14 protein-coding genes and 1 other RNA gene are annotated in these 17,918 nt (G+C 57.8%); 10 read left to right on the plus strand and 5 right to left on the minus strand.

All coding sequences use genetic code 11. The annotated features are described in order from the left end of the window. The first annotated feature begins 30 nt into the window (after window positions 1-30). The 3 genes from rsmI to ygiD all read left to right on the plus strand — a co-directional run bounded on the left by rsmI (window position 31) and on the right by ygiD (window position 2,462). Complete coding sequence (gene rsmI / locus VSX58_RS07885; protein WP_327617605.1) at window positions 31-894, plus strand: 16S rRNA (cytidine(1402)-2'-O)-methyltransferase; 864 nt, start codon at window positions 31-33, stop codon at window positions 892-894. Between the two features lie 32 nt (window positions 895-926). Then, an RNA gene (gene rnpB / locus VSX58_RS07890) (RNase P RNA component class A) lies at window positions 927-1,306 on the plus strand. A gap of 370 nt (window positions 1,307-1,676) precedes the next feature. Further along, on the plus strand, window positions 1,677-2,462 hold the full coding sequence (gene ygiD / locus VSX58_RS07895; protein ID WP_327617606.1) for a 4,5-DOPA-extradiol-dioxygenase: 786 nt from the start codon (window positions 1,677-1,679) through the stop codon (window positions 2,460-2,462). Between the two features lie 77 nt (window positions 2,463-2,539). Here the strand turns inward: ygiD and VSX58_RS07900 are convergent, their stop codons facing one another. The 3 genes from VSX58_RS07900 to tolC form a co-directional block, all read right to left on the minus strand. After that, window positions 2,540-3,700: a glutathionylspermidine synthase family protein gene (locus tag VSX58_RS07900; protein ID WP_327617607.1), complete on the minus strand. Its 1,161-nt coding sequence runs from the start codon at window positions 3,698-3,700 to the stop codon at window positions 2,540-2,542. Window positions 3,701-3,711: 11 nt separating this feature from the next. Beyond that, a complete protein-coding gene (locus VSX58_RS07905; RefSeq protein WP_327614606.1) occupies window positions 3,712-4,377 on the minus strand; it encodes a DUF1190 family protein in 666 nt (221 codons plus the stop codon). A 267-nt stretch (window positions 4,378-4,644) separates the two neighbouring features. Next, window positions 4,645-6,048, minus strand: coding sequence for an outer membrane channel protein TolC (tolC, locus tag VSX58_RS07910; protein WP_327617608.1), 1,404 nt, complete (start codon window positions 6,046-6,048; stop codon window positions 4,645-4,647). Between the two features lie 340 nt (window positions 6,049-6,388). Between tolC and nudF the strand changes: the two genes are divergently transcribed. The 6 genes from nudF (at window position 6,389) to VSX58_RS07940 (ending at window position 12,016) form a co-directional block, all read left to right on the plus strand. Next, a complete protein-coding gene (nudF, locus tag VSX58_RS07915) occupies window positions 6,389-7,021 on the plus strand; it encodes an ADP-ribose diphosphatase (protein WP_327617609.1) in 633 nt (210 codons plus the stop codon). A 4-nt stretch (window positions 7,022-7,025) separates the two neighbouring features. Further along, complete coding sequence (locus tag VSX58_RS07920; RefSeq protein WP_327614603.1) at window positions 7,026-7,457, plus strand: DUF1249 family protein; 432 nt, start codon at window positions 7,026-7,028, stop codon at window positions 7,455-7,457. A 148-nt stretch (window positions 7,458-7,605) separates the two neighbouring features. Next, the gene (gene cpdA, locus VSX58_RS07925; RefSeq protein WP_327617610.1) at window positions 7,606-8,433 is read left to right on the plus strand and encodes a 3',5'-cyclic-AMP phosphodiesterase; all 828 of its coding nucleotides are present in this window, start codon (window positions 7,606-7,608) and stop codon (window positions 8,431-8,433) included. Beyond that, window positions 8,433-9,014, plus strand: a complete 582-nt coding sequence (gene yqiA / locus VSX58_RS07930) for an esterase YqiA (protein ID WP_327617612.1) — start codon at window positions 8,433-8,435, stop codon at window positions 9,012-9,014. The genes cpdA and yqiA overlap by 1 nt, the downstream gene beginning before the upstream one ends. A gap of 126 nt (window positions 9,015-9,140) precedes the next feature. Then, window positions 9,141-11,036, plus strand: coding sequence for a DNA topoisomerase IV subunit B (gene parE, locus VSX58_RS07935; protein WP_327614600.1), 1,896 nt, complete (start codon window positions 9,141-9,143; stop codon window positions 11,034-11,036). 83 nt (window positions 11,037-11,119) lie between these two features. Then, the gene (locus VSX58_RS07940; protein ID WP_327614599.1) at window positions 11,120-12,016 is read left to right on the plus strand and encodes a LysR family transcriptional regulator; all 897 of its coding nucleotides are present in this window, start codon (window positions 11,120-11,122) and stop codon (window positions 12,014-12,016) included. On the opposite strand, the gene VSX58_RS07945 is transcribed toward VSX58_RS07940, so the two are convergent. Together VSX58_RS07945 and VSX58_RS07950 are read right to left on the minus strand one after the other, a co-directional pair. After that, the gene (locus VSX58_RS07945) at window positions 12,013-12,594 is read right to left on the minus strand and encodes an NAD(P)H-dependent oxidoreductase (protein ID WP_327617613.1); all 582 of its coding nucleotides are present in this window, start codon (window positions 12,592-12,594) and stop codon (window positions 12,013-12,015) included. The two genes, VSX58_RS07940 and VSX58_RS07945, sit on opposite strands and share 4 nt — an antisense overlap. Before the next feature lie 232 nt (window positions 12,595-12,826). Further along, window positions 12,827-15,226, minus strand: a complete 2,400-nt coding sequence (locus tag VSX58_RS07950; protein WP_327617614.1) for a TonB-dependent hemoglobin/transferrin/lactoferrin family receptor — start codon at window positions 15,224-15,226, stop codon at window positions 12,827-12,829. 374 nt (window positions 15,227-15,600) lie between these two features. Here VSX58_RS07950 and parC point away from each other — a divergent pair, with 374 nt between their 5' ends. Further along, window positions 15,601-17,871, plus strand: a complete 2,271-nt coding sequence (gene parC / locus VSX58_RS07955; protein WP_327617615.1) for a DNA topoisomerase IV subunit A — start codon at window positions 15,601-15,603, stop codon at window positions 17,869-17,871. Window positions 17,872-17,918: the final 47 nt, after the last annotated feature.

Here is a 17,918-nt window from a genome sequence, read left to right on the forward strand (position 1 = left end):
CAATATTAAATCGGCAACCCGGATGAAACAATGAATCAAGACCAACAAGCAGACATTTCTGCATCAACCCTTTACATCGTCCCTACGCCGATTGGCAATCTGGGGGATATCACCCAGCGCGCTTTGGATGTGCTACGGCGCGTCGATCTGATCGCCGCAGAGGATACCCGCCATACCGGGCTGTTGTTACAACATTTTGCAATTAATGCACGACTGTTCGCATTACATGATCACAATGAACAGCAAAAGGCGGATGCGGTGTTGGCGAAATTGCAGGCGGGGCAGAGTATCGCTCTGGTTTCCGACGCGGGCACTCCGTTGATTAACGATCCCGGCTATCACCTGGTGCGCCGCTGTCGCGAGGCGGGGGTCCGCGTTGTTCCGTTGCCCGGCGCCTGCGCGGCGATCGCCGCCCTCTCCGCCGCGGGGCTGGCTTCCGATCGTTTTTGCTATGAAGGCTTTCTGCCGGCTAAAACCAAGGCGCGCAAGGATAGGCTGCGTGAATTGTCGGAAGAGCCGCGAACCCTGATTTTTTATGAGTCGACCCATCGGCTATTGGAGAGCCTGCAGGATATGGCCGATGTGCTCGGGCCGCAGCGTTATGTGGTGCTGGCGCGTGAAATCACCAAAACCTGGGAATCGATCCACGGCGCGCCGGTAGGCGAACTGTTTGACTGGGTGAAGGATGATGAGAATCGCCGCCGGGGCGAAATGGTCCTGGTGGTCGAAGGGCATAAGGCGGACGCCGAGGCGCTGCCGGCCGAGGCGCTGCGCACCCTGTCTCTGCTGCAGCAAGAGCTGCCGCTGAAAAAGGCCTCCGCGCTGGCGGCGGAAATCCACGGCGTGAAGAAAAATGCGCTGTATAAGTACGCGCTCGACCGGCAGGAAGGGTGACAGGTCAGGTAAAACACTATACAATCCGCGCCGGAGTTGACCAGACAGTCGCCGCTTCGCTGCCGTCCCTTGCGAGGGAGACAGGCGGAGGGGAGGAAAGTCCGGGCTCCATAGGGCAGGGTGCCAGGTAACGCCTGGGGGGCGCAAGCCTACGACAAGTGCAACAGAGAGCAAACCGCCGATGGCCCGCGTTAAGCGGGATCAGGTAAGGGTGAAAGGGTGCGGTAAGAGCGCACCGCGCGGCTGGCAACAGTTCGCGGCAGGGTAAACTCCACCCGGAGCAAGGCCAAATAGGGGTTCGCATGGTACGGCCCGTACTGAACCCGGGTAGGCTGCTTGAGCCAGCGAGCGATTGCTGGCCTAGATGAATGACTGTCCACGACAGAACCCGGCTTAACGGTCGACTCCGGCTATTGCGTCAACATTGCGCTGCGGCGTTTTTTTCGCCAGTGCGAATAGACAAAAAAATGAGCGATCGTCCGCGACGCTTTTCATGCAGAAAAGCGGCCTAGCGGTCGACGACGTCAATTTTTATACGGTCAACCTGTGTTTCACCACGCGGTTGGCCGTTTTTTTATGGCGGGCGTGCTGCTCCACCCTACGGGCCGTTGCCGCGCAACGTTGAAAAACCTCCCGGCGTTTTTTATGCTTGCCGACTTCTTTTCAAATTTATTGATGTTCTTTATCACGGATATCCGACTGTTTCTCATGCGCAAAGGGCGTACAGTGATTGCCATAATGCGCCGTCGCACGACGCTGACCTCTTGATTAAGGATACCGCCATGAACAACGCTTCCCGTATGCCCGCACTGTTCCTCGGTCACGGCAGCCCGATGAACGTGTTGGAGAACAACCCCTATACCCAGGCGTGGCAGGCGCTGGGAGAGACGTTGCCGCGTCCTAAGGCCATCGTCGCCGTTTCCGCGCACTGGTACACCCGCGGCACGGCGGTGACGGCCATGGAAAAACCCAGGACCATCCATGATTTTGGCGGATTCCCGCAGGCGTTGTTCGATACGCGGTATCCGGCGCCCGGTTCGCCTGAATTGGCCGAAAGAATTCAACATCTGCTGGCGCCGATCCCGGTGGCGGCGGATCGCGGCGAATGGGGGTTGGATCACGGCTCCTGGGGCGTGCTGATAAAGATGTATCCGCAGGCGGACATTCCCGTGGTGCAGCTCAGCGTAGATGGCACCCAGCCTGCGGCGTATCACTATCAGCTGGGGCGGAAACTGGCGGCGCTGCGCGATGAGGGGGTTATGATCGTCGCCAGCGGCAACGTGGTGCATAACCTGCGGATGGTTAAGTGGGACGGCGATGCGGAGCCTTATCCGTGGGCGGCATCGTTCGATCGCTTTGTGCGCGACAATCTGACTTATCAGGGCAACGACCACCCACTGATTAACTTTATGCAGCATGAAGGCGCCGCATTATCCAACCCGACTCCCGATCACTATTTCCCGCTGCTGTATGTGTTGGGAAGCTGGGACGGCAAAGAGCCCGTCACGATTCCGGTCGACGGCATCGAAATGGGCGCGCTGAGCATGTTGTCGGTGCAGGTAGGTTAGTTCGCCGCCGTCAGAGCCGGAGCGGGAATAAGCAAGACGCGGCGAAAACCGCGCCTTGCGGCCGTTGATGTTCAGGCCTAGTCCAAAATAATGTGCGGATAGAAACGCGACAGGTCCTGGGTAATCAGCTCTCGATCCTCGCGCATCCCGATGCCGCAAGGCAGATCGTTCACCAGCCAACTGCCGATCAGCGTATAGCTGTCGCCAAATTTGGGCAAAGGATGATACTGCTGGATAATCTTGCCTTCTTCGCCATACGGTCCGTCCACGGCGGCGATCTCCCGGCCGTTTTCCACTATTTGAATATTGGCGCCTTCGCGTGAAAACAGCGGCTTGACGACGTAATTCTCCAGCGCGGGATGCTCATCTTCCGCAAAGTAAGCGGGCAGCAGATTCGGGTGGTTCGGGAACATCTCCCACAGCATGGGCAGCAGGGCTTTATTGGAAATAATGCTCTTCCAGGCGGGTTCCAGCCAGCGTACGCCCGCGTCTTCAAGCTTGGTGGAGAACATCTCTTTTAGCATGAATTCCCACGGGTAGAGTTTGAACAGGTTGCCGATAACCTGGTTTTCCAGATCGGTAAACTGGCCTTTTTCGCCGAGGCCGATCTCATCGATATAGAGGAATTCGCTCGGCAAACCCGCTTCCAACGCGCAATCCTGCAGATATTGCACCGTGCCGCGATCTTCTGCGGTGTCTTTGCAGCAGGTGAAATGCAGCAGGCTAAAACCATGATTCAGTTTGAGATCTTCAAACCGTTCGATCAGTTTTTCCTGAATGCTGTTGTACTGATCGGCGGTTTGCGGCAGTTGTCCGGCCTTGATTTGATCTTCCAGCCACAGCCATTGGAAAAACGCCGCCTCGTAAAGGGATGTCGGCGTATCGGCGTTGTTTTCCAGCAGCTTGGCCGGCGTCTTGCCGTCATAGGCCAGATCGAGGCGCGAATAGAGCGACGGCTGACGGGTGCGCCATGAATGACGGACGAACTCCCAGGTGTGTTTGGGAATGCGGAATTTGGTCAGCAGCGGCTCGCTCTCAACGACTTTCTCCACCACCTGCAGGCACATCTGGTGCAGTTTCGCGGTGGTCTCTTCCAGCTCTTCGATTTGCGCCAGCGTGAACTGATAGTAAGCCTCTTCACACCAGTAGCGTTCTCCGTACATGGTGTGAAACTGGAATCCGAACTCCGTGGCCTTTTCGCGCCAGTCCGGGCGTTCTTTTATTTCAATCCGCTTCATGAGATCTGTCCTCAGCCCCCCATGCTGCGGGAGGTGCTGGAGCCGGCGCTGCTGCGCTGCATGGTGGCCTGTTTGGCTACCGTCTCGCCGAATCCGCCGCGGGTGATGGTGGTGGTGGTGGCGGGCTTCGGCGCCAGCGCCGTTTTCGGTACGTTGATTGTGCGGCCGGTGGTTGCGTTGCCGTAGTTCTTACCGGAGGCGTCGACAAATTGGCCGTTGGCCGGGCTGGTCGGGGATTTTGAGGTGAACAGCGGCTGTTGCGCGTAACCGGCGCCGCCGCCCATCATTCTGCCCATCATATAACCAGCCATCAGCGGCATCCAGAAGCTGCCGCTCTGCTGGGGTTCGGCGGCGGTGCCTGCCTGAGCGGGCGCGGGCGCTTGGGTGCACTGGGCTTCGCCGAATTCGGCCACGCAGTCTTCGCGGGTGGCGTATTTGGGCGCGGTTTTTTCCGCTTCTTTCAGCGCGTTATTGTAAGCCGTCGTACATTGTTCGCCCATGGATGGATTGGCGCGCGAACAGTCGTCGGCATTCTGATAGAGCGAAACCGTTTCATCGGCCTGCTCGCAGCCGGCCAGCGCGAATACCGAGCCGACCGCCAGTGCGATGGGCGCCAACCGGTACATCCGCCATCCCTTCCGGAACGTTTCCTGATTGATATTTTTGGTACGTTTCATCGTGTTATCCCAGAGAAAAGGCATCAAGCCCAATGATTAACAATCGCGATTAAGAATAGGGGAAGGCTGCCTGAATTTAAAGCGTCAAGGGCGGTAACTCAGCGACTCTTTACGTTGCTATACATTCGGTTGTGCGGCGCTTCGCTTTATTGACGCGGCGGGTATAAAAAGTCGGCAAGGTTTTTCAACGCCGTCTGTGGTGACGACGGCGTCCGCCGCGGCAACAGGGGGAACGGCGGGTTCCCCCTGGTTCGAGACGAACAGCGGTTAGCGACGCGACGCGGCCGACGTCGTATGCGCCAGCGGCGCGCCGGCGGCGTTGTCCGCGACGGACGGCGTAGTCGACACCGACTGGCCTAATGCGGCGTTCAGCGCCTGCAGGTCGTTTTCATTCAGCGTGCCCAGCGCGGATTTAATGTTCAACTGGTTAATCAGATAGTCGTAACGGGCGCTGGAAAGCTGCTGTTTGGCGTTATAGAGCGTCGTTGTGGCATCCAGCACGTCGACGATGGTTCGCGTGCCGACCTGATAGCCCGCTTCCATCGCATCCAGAGAGCTCTGCGCGGAAACTTCCGCCTGTTTATAGGCGTTGATGCTGCTGATGGACGCGGAAATATTATTGAACGAAGAGCGTACGGTTTGAACGACGGTACGATGGGCGCTTTCCAGCAATTCGCTGGCGCTGACGAAACTGTGCTGGGCCTGCTTCACCTGCGAGCTGGTCGCGCCGCCGCTGTACAACGGCAGGTTAAAGCTGACGCCGACCTTATTTTGGCCTATGTTGCTGTCGTCATATGTACTACCCCGGGCATTGGAGCCGGAATAGCTGGTATCGCTGACGCTGCTGGAGGCGGTCAGGTCCAGCGTCGGCATGTGTCCGGTCTGGGCATAGCGAATTTGTTCGCGCGCCAGATCCTGGCTCAGACGGGCGGACAATAAGCTGAGGTTGCGATTTTCGGCTTCTTTCAATAGTTCGTTGATAACCGCGGGTTTCTGGGTCGAAAAACGCTTGATGTCCAATCCCGCCAACTGCGGGTAGAAATTGCCGCTGACCTGACGCAGCGCTTCCAGGTTGTTGTCCAGCGTATTGCGGGCCAGCACTTCGCTGGCGAGCACGCTATCGTATTCGGCGCGAGCGTTCTGCACGTCGGTAATCGCCACCAGCCCGACATTAAAACGTTGGGTCGTTTGATCCAACTGGCGGTAAATAGCCTGTTTCTGCGCGGTGATGTAGGAGAGGGAGTCAATGGCGCGCAGTACGTTGAAATACGCGGTCGCCGTATTCAAAATAAGGGTTTGCTGGGCGGTCTGGAAGGTGACGTCTTCAATACCGGCCTGTTTTTCCTGTAAGGTCAGCGCGCGCCATTTAGACATATCGAACAGCGTCTGGGTCAGCTGTAACGATGCGCTTTTGACATCATTGTTAATGCCGTTGCTGTCTCGAAAACCGTCGGTATAGGTATAATCCGCGCCTAAGCCTAATTGCGGCAGCAGGGGGCTGCGTGCTTCATTGATTTTTTCAAAAGCGGCGTCGCGAGTGGCCGCTGAGCTGCGCAGATCCGGATTGGTATTTTTAGCTTGTTGGTATACCTGTAACAGGTTTTCCGCCTGACCCATTAAACTAAAGCCGGCCAGGCTCAGACCGATAAGAAGAGGGAGCAATTTCTTCATTTGCGTTCCTTGTTATACAGCAATGTCGCTATGATAGCGCTGTCTAGAGACGAATAGTTTTCGATTCTATCAGAATCCGCCAATAGGATGAGGTAACTGAATGTGCCATATTCCGGGAATCTGCCCGATTAGGCAGCCCCTGCGCCATTCGGGCTCGGCGTTGCGGCGTCTTCATATATACCGCCTGCGCTCGCCGTATTAACACGGTCTGAGCCAAACGTGCCTGTTGAGACAGATTCCGAGATTATATAAATCTACCACAAACAACCGCGAGTATGATGACAGGGCGTTCCCTTCTACAATGGTCGGTTCCATTGATACCCGTTACAGGAGTTTAATCATGGTGTCTTCAGTACCCAGTCCGGTTACCTTTAATAAAGATGATGTAGAAATTATTGCACGTGAAGAATTATATAAAGGTTTTTTTTCACTGGTGCGCTATCGTTTCCGTCATCGTCTATTTAATGGTGAAATGAGCGATGAGGTCAGCCGCGAAATATTCGAGCGCGGGCATGCGGTCGTTCTGTTGCCCTATGATCCGGTGCGCGACGAAGTGGTGCTGGTTGAGCAGATTCGTATCGCGGCGTACGACAGCAGTATTTCTCCCTGGCTGCTGGAGCTGGTGGCGGGCATGATTGAAGCGGGCGAAAGTCTGGAGGATGTCGCCCGCCGGGAAGCGCAGGAAGAGGCGGGGCTGATCGTCGGCCGCTGTCAGCCGATCGTCAACTATCTTGCCAGCCCGGGTGGCACCAGCGAGCGTCTGGCTGTTATGGTAGGGGAAGTGGATACCCGGACCGCGAAGGGCATTCATGGCCTGGCGGAAGAGAATGAGGATATCCGGGTGCATGTGGTCAGCCGCGAACAGAGCTACCAATGGGTTGAGGAAGGGATTATCGATAACGCGGCGTCTGTCATTGCCTTGCAATGGTTGGCGTTGCACCATGAAAAATTGAGAAGCGCGTGGGTGGATTGAATTTATGAAGCGTTATACCCCGGATTTCCCGGCAATGATGAGACTATGCGAAACCAACTTCATGCAGTTACGGCGTTTGCTGCCCCGTAACGACGAAGTCGGCGAAACCGCGGTTTATCACGTTCATAACGCCGTCTACCGCTTAACTATTCTTGAATCAACTCGTTACACTTCTTTGGTCAATATTCAGCAGACCGCCCCCGCGGTGAGCTACTGGAGTCTGCCAATGATGACCGTCAGGTTGTATCATGACGCATTGGTTGCGGAAGTGTGTGCGAGCCAGCAGATCTTCCGTTTCAAGGCACGTTATGATTATCCGAATAATAAGCTGCACCAACGTGACGAAAAGCACCAAATTAATCAGTTTCTTGCTGATTGGCTAAAATATTGTTTGGCGTATGGTTCGATGTCGATCCCAGTTTTTGATACCCAATAGGCTTCAAGGTGCGGCCAGCCAACGCGCCTGCGGCTTAGAAGATGACGGGTTATATACCCAATAGATTTCGAGGCGCGGGAAGTCAACGCGCCTGCGACTTGAAAGATGACGGGTACAGACAGATTTAAGTAACCAAGGACACCATCATTTGGAAAGCCTGTTGACACTTCCTGTGGCGAGTGGGGCCAGAATCAGGATTTTACAAATAACAGATACCCACCTTTTTGCCGGTGAACATGAAACACTGCTTGGCGTTAACACATACAGCAGTTATCGCGCCGTGCTGGATGCGATACAGGCGCAGCAATATGCGTTCGATTTGATCGTCGCGACAGGCGATTTGGCTCAGGATCATTCGCTGGAAGCCTATCGCCACTTCTCCAGCGGGATCCGGCAGCTGTCCGCCCCCTGCGTGTGGCTGCCGGGCAATCATGATTTTCAGCCGGCGATGTTCGACGCGCTGGCCGAAGCGGGGATTGCGCCGTCCAAACATGTGCTGCTGGGCGATAAATGGCAGGCTATCCTGCTGGACAGCCAGGTGTTCGGCGTGCCGCACGGCGAGCTGAGCGATTATCAACTCGAATGGCTCGAGCGTAGCCTGCAAAGCCAGCCGGATCGCTCCACCCTGCTACTGCTGCACCATCATCCCCATCCTTCAGGCTGTACCTGGCTCGATCAACACAGCCTGCGCAACGCGCATAATCTGGCCTCGGTGCTGGCCCGCTATCCCCAGGTGAATACCGTTTTGTGCGGGCATATCCATCAGGAGCTCGATCTCGACTGGCACGGTAAACGCCTGCTGGCCACGCCGTCCACCTGCGTTCAGTTTAAGCCGCACTGCACCAATTTCGCCATCGACAATATCGCGCCCGGCTGGCGTTATCTGGATCTGCTGCCGGACGGTACGCTGGAAACCGAGGTGTTTCGCCTGGCGGGCAGTGAATTTTTGCCCGATATGGACGCGGACGGTTACTGATGCCGGCGTTACTCTATCTGCACGGTTTCAACAGCACGCCCAATTCAGTCAAGGCGACGGCGCTGAAGGCATGGCTGGCGCGTCATCATCCTGATATTGAGATGCTGGTGCCGCAGCTTCCGCCCTATCCGGCGGACGCGGCCGAGCTGATGGAATCGCTGGTGATGGCGCGGGCCGGTAGTCCGCTGGGCATTGTTGGCTCTTCTCTCGGTGGTTATTATGCCACCTGGCTATCCCAATGTTTCCGCATACCCGCCGTGGTGGTGAATCCGGCGGTGAAGCCGTTTGAGCTGCTGCTCGACTACCTGGGCGAATATCAGAACCCCTACACCCATGAGCAATATGTGCTAGAGTCACGGCACGTTTGCGATCTGAAAGTCATGCAGGTTGAACCGCTGGAGTCGCCTGATTTGCTGTGGCTGCTGCTGCAGACCGGGGATGAGGTTCTGGATTACCGGCAGGCGGTGGCGTATTACCGCAACTGCCGCCAAACGGTGGAATCGGGAGGCAATCATGCCTTTGTCGGATTTGAGCACTTTTTTGCACCCATAGTGAATTTTTTGGGGCTGGCGACGGACTGAACATCAGGGGGCGGCAGCGATAATAGCGACAGCGTAACCATGAAGGCTGCCGGCCCTCCGTTTGCGCGTAGCGCCCATCGGTATCGTTCACCACTTTTCATTTAAAACAACGAATTAAATCAAACCATGACGCAATCAAGTTATAACGCTGATGCGATTGAAGTACTCAGCGGTCTGGAACCGGTGCGCCGCCGTCCGGGAATGTATACCGATACCTCGCGCCCTAACCATCTGGGGCAAGAGGTGATAGACAACAGCGTTGATGAGGCGTTGGCGGGTCATGCCCGCCGCATCGATGTGATTCTGCACGCCGATCAGTCATTGGAGGTGATTGACGACGGCCGCGGGATGCCGGTGGATATTCACCCTGAAGAAGGGGTTCCGGCCGTAGAGCTGATTCTGTGCCGGCTGCACGCCGGCGGCAAGTTCTCCAATAAAAACTATCAGTTCTCGGGCGGGTTGCACGGCGTGGGCATCTCGGTGGTCAACGCGCTCTCTTCGCGCGTCGAAGTCACGGTGCGGCGCGACGGCCAGGTGTACGACATGGCGTTCGAGAATGGCGAAAAAGTGCAGGATCTCACCGTTACCGGCACCTGCGGCCGCCGCAATACCGGCACCCGCGTGCATTTCTGGCCGGATGAAAAATTCTTCGATAGCCCGCGCTTTTCCGTCTCTCGCCTGACGCACCTGCTGAAAGCCAAAGCCGTATTGTGTCCCGGCGTCGAGATTATCTTTAAAGATAAGCTTAATAATACCGAGCAGCGCTGGTGTTATCAGGACGGTCTGAACGACTACCTGTGCGAAGCGGTGAACGGGTTAACCACCCTGCCGGAAAAGCCGTTTTTGGGCGCGATCGCCGGCGATACCGAGGCGGTGGACTGGGCGCTGCTGTGGCTGCCTGAAGGCGGGGAGCTGCTGACGGAAAGTTACGTCAACCTGATTCCCACGCCGATGGGCGGCACGCACGTCAACGGTTTGCGCCAAGGCCTGCTGGACGCGATGCGTGAATTCTGCGAATTCCGCAATATTCTGCCGCGCGGCGTGAAGCTGAGCGCCGACGATATCTGGGAACGCTGCGCCTATGTGCTATCGGTGAAAATGCAGGATCCGCAGTTTGCCGGACAAACCAAGGAGCGGCTCTCTTCGCGCCAATGCGCGGCATTCGTTTCCGGGGTGGTGAAAGATGCGTTCAGCCTGTGGCTGAACCAGAATATTCAAGCCGCCGAGCAGTTGGCGGAGCTGGCCATCGCCAGCGCCCAGCGGCGCATGCGCGCCGCCAAAAAGGTGGTGCGTAAAAAGCTGACCAGCGGCCCGGCGCTGCCCGGCAAGCTGGCGGACTGCACCTCGCAGGATCTGAATCGCACCGAGCTGTTCCTGGTGGAAGGGGACTCGGCGGGCGGGTCGGCCAAACAGGCGCGGGAGCGCGAGTTTCAGGCGATCATGCCGCTTAAAGGCAAGATCCTGAATACCTGGGAAGTCTCCTCCGATGAGGTGTTGGCTTCGCAGGAAGTCCACGACATTTCGGTGGCGATCGGCATCGATCCCGATAGCGACGATCTGAGCCAGCTGCGCTACGGCAAGATCTGTATTCTGGCCGACGCGGACTCCGACGGGCTACATATCGCCACGCTGCTGTGCGCCCTGTTCGTGCGCCATTTCCGCGCGGTGGTGCAGGGCGGACACGTCTATGTGGCGATGCCGCCGCTCTACCGTATCGACCTCGGCAAAGAGGTGTATTACGCCCTGGATGAAGAGGAAAAAGCGGGCGTGCTGGAGCAGCTCAAACGTAAGAAAGGCAAGCCCAACGTTCAGCGTTTTAAAGGGCTGGGTGAAATGAATCCGCTGCAATTACGTGAAACCACGCTGGATCCGAATACCCGCCGTCTGGTGCAGCTGACGATTAACGATGACGATATCGACCAGACGATGGCTATCATGGATATGCTGCTGGCGAAGAAGCGCGCCGAAGATCGCCGCAACTGGCTGCAGGAAAAAGGCGACAAGGCGGAAATCGAAGTCTGACGGCGGGCGGCCCAGCTGACGCGGGCTGGCCGAGCCGACGGGTATCCGGCGTAATTGCGGCCGCTATCTCAGGGTAAACGTTGATGAAAGTGACGCTTGAGGAGTTGCAGGCTTTCGTGGTGGTGGTCGATACCGGTTCGATTACCGCGGCGGCGGATCGGCTTGGTCAGACGACGTCCGGCGTCAGCCGGGCGTTGCGGCGTCTTGAAGGCAAATTGGGCACCACGCTGCTGCACCGCACTACCCGACGGCTGGCGCTGACCGAAGAGGGCGTCATGTTTCTGCAGCATGCGCGCGATGCGATCCGCGCTGTGGAGCATGCCGAAGAGCAGGTCGCGCTGCGCCACGACCAGCCCTGTGGCCGGTTGCGGGTCAATGCGGCCTCTTCTTTTATGCAGCACGTTATCGTTCCCCTGATTCCCGACTTTCGCCGCCGTTATCCGCAGATCGTGCTGGAATTGAACAGCGACGACGTCATTATCGATTTGCTGGAGCAGCACACGGATGTCGCCATTCGCATCGGCGCTTTAAAGGATTCCAGTATTCATGCCCGCGCGCTGGGCGCGACGCGCTTACGCGTGCTGGCCAGCCCCGATTATTTGCGCCGCCGCGGCACGCCGATGAGCGTTGGCGATCTCTCTTCGCACACCTGTCTGGGGTTTACGCAGGCGAGCGGGCTGAATCACTGGCCGCTGCGCGACGGAGACCGGGGTTTTTATCCTATCTCGCCGGCGCTATCCGCCTCCAGCGGCGAAACGTTGCGCCAGCTGGCGCTGCGCGGCGAAGGCATTGTGCGTTTGTCGGATTTTATGACCCATGAGGATCAGGCCGCCGGACGTCTGGTGCAGGTTCTGAAACAGGAGACGGTGGACGCGCGCATGCCGATCAATGCGGTCTATTATCGGCATACGGCGTTGGCGGCGCGTATAAGTTGCTTGCTGGATTTCCTCAGCGAGAAGATAGCGCAATGGCCGCTTTAGGCGAATACGCTTGCCAGATGCCGGCGATAGCGGGCGATGTTGTTTTCCACATCCGGAGATTTGATCACATCGTTGCAAATAAAGGTCGGCAGCGGCGACAGACCGATGAACTGGTTGGCCTTATGGAACGGCAGATACACGCCGTCCACGCCGACGCCGTGGAAGAATTGCTGCGGATCGGTAAAGGCTTCCATCGGCGCATTCCAGGTCGCGGAGAGCATGTATTTTTTCCCCTGCAATAAGCCTCCGGAGCCATACTTTTTGCTGCTATCGGAACGGGTGCGGCCGTCGCTGGCATAGAGCGAGCCGTGACCGGCGGTAAAGACCTCATCGACGTACTTTTTCAGTATCCAGGGCACATCCATCCACCAGCCGGGCATCTGATAAATAATGGCGTCGGCCCACAGGTAATTCTGAACTTCCCGTTCGATGTCGTAGCCTTCATCGACCCAGGTCACGCGCACGTCGCGCCCCTTGTCCCGTAGCGCGTTGACCGCCGCCTCGGTCAGGGTTTTATTGAGTTTGCCGGCAGAGTGCCCAAACGCCTTTCCTGCGTGAATAATCAATATGTTATGCATTATCGACTCGCTTATTTACTTATCTTGCCTGGAACGAATGGAGAAATTAAGTCTGGCAGATTTTCATTGCCGGAAATAGATGCGCCATGTCACAAAACTATTGACTCCGGGTCAACAATACCATGCGTTCGGGGTGGTTTCATGGGCTGGGAAGAGCGGTTGGGATGGCGGCGCGGCGGCCGTCGTCCGATAAAAACGGGCGGAACCGGACGGTTCCGCCGCGGGCGATGAATCAGAAATCGACATTGACGCCCAGTTGGAAGGTGCGTCCCGGCGCGATGGCCAACTGCTGATTGTAGTAGTTGATGTCGCTGGCGCTGGTGCTGGTGGGGGCTTCGATATTGCGGCTGGTCTGATAATCCCAGTATTTGCGGTCGGTCAGGTTGTAGATGCCGCCGCTCAGCCTCACGTTTTTGGATACGCGGTAGTACGCGGTCAGGTCCACCAGGGCGTAGCCCGGCACGTGCATGAACGTATAGTCGTCGGAACCCAGGTTGTTGCCGTTGCCGGGAAGTTTGCGGCCCGCCGCGTAGGTGGCGGTCTTGCCTTTGTTGAAGGTGGCGATCAGCGCGGCGCCATAGGTGCTGGACGGATCGTCGTAGGCGACGCCCACCACCGCCTTCTGCGGCGTTACCGAATCCAGGTCGACATACGAGTCGCCGCTGGCGCTGGATTTTGACGCCCCTTCGGTATAGCCGTAGGCCAGACGGGCGCTAAAGCCTTCCGCCCGTTCGAACCAGGTGCCGAGGTTGAATTTGGCGCTGACTTCGCCGCCGTAGATATAGGCTTTATCGCGGTTCTCGGTCAGATAGAGAATGCTGAGGCTGCTGGGCACGTTGGCGAACAGGGCCGGATTATCGGCGCGGCGGTAGTAGCCGTTGGCGATAAAGTTTTTGTAATCGCTGTAGAAGGCCGACGCGCTCAGGGTAATGCCTTCCGCAATCTGGCCTTTCAGCCCCAGTTCGTAGTTATCGCTGGTTTCGGTTTTCAGGTCCGGGTCGCTCAGCACGGCGTAGCTGCTGGAGGTGCCGAAATAGCCGAGCGCCCAGGAGCCGTACAGCTGCCCGTCGGTGGGGAACTGCGCGCCGCGCCGGTATTGGATGTAGGCCAGCAGATCGGGCGTGAGGCTGTACTGGAAAGCGATGGATGGCATAATCTGGCCGTCGGCGTTGGTGCCGTACATACTGGCGGCCTCCTCCGACGTCACATTGCCATTGGTGTTGGTAAACAGATTGGAGGCGTTCTTCGGCTCGGCGTGTTGCCAGGCGAAACGCACTCCCGGTACGATGGCGAAGTCGCGGCCGGCCAGCTCCCAGGTGATCTTATCCTGTACGAATGCTCCCAGATTGATAATCTCGCTATCCGCCTGCGGGCGTCCCAGATCGACGCTCAGACTGCCCGCCGTCAGGTTTTCCGCGGTGAATGGACGCTCCGTTTCCGACCGGCGGGCGTTGAAGCCGTAGCTGATGCTGTGATTGCGCCACTCTTTCAGGGCTTTGCTTTCAAGACCGAAGGTTTTGGTATCGTAGTTGCTCCACACGGATGTCGGCGTGGCGGCATCGGTAACGGTGTAGTCGTGCGCCTCGGTCTGGCTATAGAACAGTTTGGTGTTCAGGCTGTCGAACAGCGCGAAATTTTCCGGCGTATAGAGGTCCGCCAGGCTGAATCCCCAGCGGCGGGTTTGACTGTCCTGATACGAGGTGCTGCCGTCAAGCGAGGAGACGCCCGTCGCGCTCATATTCCAGGTCGGGAAATTGGCGTGGTTGGTCTTGTGATAGTAATCCGCCGTGGCGGTCAGCTGGTGCGAGTCGGTCGCCTGCCAGATGCCGGACGCCAGTAGCGCATTGGAGTGCCAGTTGGCCGGGGTGCTGTCGATGGCGGCATCGCTGTGATTTTCGGTTTCATTGCCGTCGCGGCGGCTGACGACGATAACCCCGCGCAGATAGTCGTCGCCGGCGGCGGCGGTGACGCCGTTATGGAAACTGCGGTTGGAAGAGTCGTATCCCGCCTGATAGCCGAAGTAGTCGTACTTGCCGGCATGCAGGTAATCGTTGGCGGATTTCGGTTTGAACGAGACGGAGCCGCCCAGCGCATTGTTGCTGTTGGCAACCGAAGTCGCGCCGGACTCGATATCCACCGAGCCGTACAGATACGGGTCAAGGTAGTCGCCGCGGCCGATGCCGGTGCTGCCCGTTTGGCGTCGGCCGGAGACGGTGGATGTGCCGCGATCGGTGGAGGAGGGCAATTCTACGCCGTCAATGTCAATGGAGACCCGGTTGTTTTCCAGACCGCGGATGTTGTATCCGCTGGCGCCGCCGCGATCGTAGCTGCTTTTGCCCGCGCTGACGCCGCTGCTGACGCCCGGGGCGCTGATGAGCGGCTGGTAGCGCATGATGCTGCTGAAATCATTGCCGCCCTCTTTGCGCATATCCTCGGCGGTGAGGGTTGTTTTGGTGCCGGCTTCTTTCTCAATCTTGGGAGAATAAACCGTCATCACATCGCCGGTAGGTTCAGGCTTGGCGGTCGCATTCGCTGGCGTAGACGTCGGGTTATCGGCGGCGGCGCTGGTTAACGCCGTGCCCGCCAGGACCCCGGTAAGCATGATTTTTTTGAGATTCTTATTGATTAACATAGTGATACTCTATTGATAGGCCGCTGTCCGGCCAGCGTTTGAAAGCCTGATAACGCTGGCGATAGACTTCACGAAAATGAAGTCAAGGTTTGTTGATGACGCAAAAAAATAACGGAATGATAATTATTATCAAACAATAAAAGTTATCATTCGTTTTTTCAATTGCGGTTTTATTAAAAACTCTTAATGAAAATGCCTTATTACTGACATCATTCGGGGAAGGCGGGGCAGGCGTGCGGCGGCGTTTAGGGGCGTGGCCCGCTGTTCCCTGTGACAGGAGACCGCCGGATAAGGTACTATTCCCGCCAAACATACCGCTGTATCGCGGGCCGGAAAGCGTTCTAAGCGCGCCGCGATGTGAGGAAATGAGATAAATGAGCGAGATGACGCATGACGGCGCAGAAAGCCTTGCGCTGCACACGTTTACTGAAAATGCGTACCTGAACTACTCCATGTACGTCATCATGGATCGGGCATTGCCGTTTATCGGCGATGGCCTGAAGCCGGTGCAGCGCCGCATTATTTACGCCATGTCGGAACTGGGCCTGAACGCCAGCGCCAAATTCAAGAAGTCCGCCCGTACCGTGGGCGACGTGCTGGGTAAATACCATCCGCACGGCGACAGCGCCTGTTATGAAGCGATGGTATTAATGGCCCAGCCGTTCTCCTACCGCTATCCTCTGGTGGACGGCCAGGGGAACTGGGGGGCGCCGGACGATCCGAAATCATTCGCCGCGATGCGTTATACCGAATCCCGTTTGTCCAAATACGCGGAAACCCTGCTCTCCGAACTGGGCCAGGGTACGGTCGACTATGTGCCGAACTTCGACGGCACCATGCAGGAGCCGAAAATGCTGCCTGCCCGCCTGCCCAACATACTGCTGAACGGCACCACCGGGATCGCCGTCGGGATGGCCACCGATATTCCGCCGCATAACGTCCGCGAAATCGCCGCGGCGGCCGTCGCTTTGATTGATAAGGCCGACGCCTCGCTGGATGACCTGCTGCGCCATGTGCACGGACCGGATTTTCCGACGGAAGCGGAAATCATTACGCCGCGCAGCGAGATCCGCAAAATTTACCAGCACGGCCGGGGCTCGGTGCGTATGCGCGCCGTCTGGAGGAAAGAGGATGGCGAAGCGGTGATCACCGCGCTGCCTCACCAGGTTTCCGGCGCCAAGGTGCTGGAGCAGATCGCCAGCCAGATGCGCGCGAAAAAGCTGCCGATGATTGAAGATCTGCGCGATGAGTCGGATCACGAAAACCCGACGCGTTTAGTGCTGGTGCCGCGCTCCAACCGCATCGACCTAGATCAGGTGATGAACCACCTGTTCGCCACCACCGATCTGGAAAAAAGCTACCGTATCAATATGAACATGATCGGTTTGGATGGCCGCCCCGGCGTGAAGGGGCTGGTGGAAATCCTGACCGAATGGCTGGCGTTCCGCCGCGATACCGTTCGTCGCCGCCTGAACTACCGGCTGGAGAAGGTGCTTAAGCGTCTGCATATTCTGGAAGGGCTGCTGATTGCATTCCTGAATATCGATGAAGTGATCCACATCATCCGCAGCGAGGATGAGCCCAAGCCGGTATTGATGAGCCGCTTTAACCTGAGCGAAACCCAGGCCGAAGCGATCCTGGAGCTGAAGCTGCGCCATTTGGCCAAGCTGGAAGAGATGAAAATCCGCGGCGAGCAGGACGATCTGGCGAAAGAGCGCGACCATTTGCAGGCTCTGCTGGCCTCTGAGCGCAAGCTGAGCAATCTGCTGAAAAAAGAGATTCAGTCGGATGCCCAAACCTACGGCGACGATCGCCGTTCGCCGCTGAAGGAGCGCGCGGAGGCCAAGGCCATGAGCGAGCACGATTTCGTGCCGTCGGAGCCGGTCACCATCGTGCTGTCTGAAATGGGGTGGGTGCGCAGCGCCAAAGGGCATGATATCGATCCCGCCGGGTTAAGCTATAAAGCGGGCGACAGCTTCCGCGCCGCGGCCCGGGGCAAAACCAACCAGCCGGTGGTATTCATCGACTCGACGGGCCGCAGCTATGCGCTGGATCCGCTCACCCTGCCGTCCGCGCGCGGTCAGGGGGAACCGCTGACCGGCAAGCTGACGCCGCCGCCCGGCGCGACCATCGAGCAGGTGCTGATGGCCGCCGAGGATCAGCCGCTGCTGATGGCCTCCGACGCCGGCTACGGTTTTGTCTGCACCTTTAATGATTTGGTGGCGCGTAACCGGGCGGGCAAAGCGATTATCACGCTGCCGGAAAATGCCAGGGCGCTGGCGCCGATTGAGATCCACGGTGAGGATAATACCCTGCTGGCGATCACGGCCGCCGGTCGGATGCTGCTGTTCCCGGTTTCCGATCTGCCGCAGCTGTCGAAAGGGAAGGGCAATAAGATTGTCGCCATTTCGTCGGTGGATTTCGCTAGCGGCAAGGATCGTTTGAGCTGGCTGCTGCTGCTGCCGCCGCAGGCGTCGGTAACGCTGTACTTTGGCAAGCGCAAACTGATCCTGCGCCCGAACGAGCTGCAGAAATATCAGTCCGAACGCGGCCGCAAAGGCACGCTGCTGCGCGGTCTGCAGCGTATCGATCGCATCGACGTCGATGCGCCGCAGCGCGCCGGCAACGACGGCAGCGAAGAGTAAGCGCTTCTCGTAAAAGACGGGCGGCGACCGGAATGCGGGTCACTTAA

This window comes from Brenneria populi, from assembly GCF_036016195.1.
Classification (GTDB): Bacteria; Pseudomonadota; Gammaproteobacteria; order Enterobacterales; family Enterobacteriaceae; genus Brenneria; species Brenneria populi.

Excerpts from the sequence above, each read along its gene's own strand:
- rsmI (WP_327617605.1), top strand. The coding sequence starts at position 31 with ATGAATCAAGACCAACAAGCAGACATTTCTGCATCAACCCTTTACATC.
- ygiD (WP_327617606.1), top strand. The coding sequence starts at position 1,677 with ATGAACAACGCTTCCCGTATGCCCGCACTGTTCCTCGGTCACGGCAGC.
- VSX58_RS07900 (WP_327617607.1), bottom strand. The coding sequence starts at position 3,700 with ATGAAGCGGATTGAAATAAAAGAACGCCCGGACTGGCGCGAAAAGGCC.
- VSX58_RS07905 (WP_327614606.1), bottom strand. The coding sequence starts at position 4,377 with ATGAAACGTACCAAAAATATCAATCAGGAAACGTTCCGGAAGGGATGG.
- tolC (WP_327617608.1), bottom strand. The coding sequence starts at position 6,048 with ATGAAGAAATTGCTCCCTCTTCTTATCGGTCTGAGCCTGGCCGGCTTT.
- nudF (WP_327617609.1), top strand. The coding sequence starts at position 6,389 with ATGGTGTCTTCAGTACCCAGTCCGGTTACCTTTAATAAAGATGATGTA.
- VSX58_RS07920 (WP_327614603.1), top strand. The coding sequence starts at position 7,026 with ATGAAGCGTTATACCCCGGATTTCCCGGCAATGATGAGACTATGCGAA.
- yqiA (WP_327617612.1), top strand. The coding sequence starts at position 8,433 with ATGCCGGCGTTACTCTATCTGCACGGTTTCAACAGCACGCCCAATTCA.
- parE (WP_327614600.1), top strand. The coding sequence starts at position 9,141 with ATGACGCAATCAAGTTATAACGCTGATGCGATTGAAGTACTCAGCGGT.
- VSX58_RS07940 (WP_327614599.1), top strand. The coding sequence starts at position 11,120 with ATGAAAGTGACGCTTGAGGAGTTGCAGGCTTTCGTGGTGGTGGTCGAT.
- VSX58_RS07945 (WP_327617613.1), bottom strand. The coding sequence starts at position 12,594 with ATGCATAACATATTGATTATTCACGCAGGAAAGGCGTTTGGGCACTCT.
- VSX58_RS07950 (WP_327617614.1), bottom strand. The coding sequence starts at position 15,226 with ATGTTAATCAATAAGAATCTCAAAAAAATCATGCTTACCGGGGTCCTG.
- parC (WP_327617615.1), top strand. The coding sequence starts at position 15,601 with ATGAGCGAGATGACGCATGACGGCGCAGAAAGCCTTGCGCTGCACACG.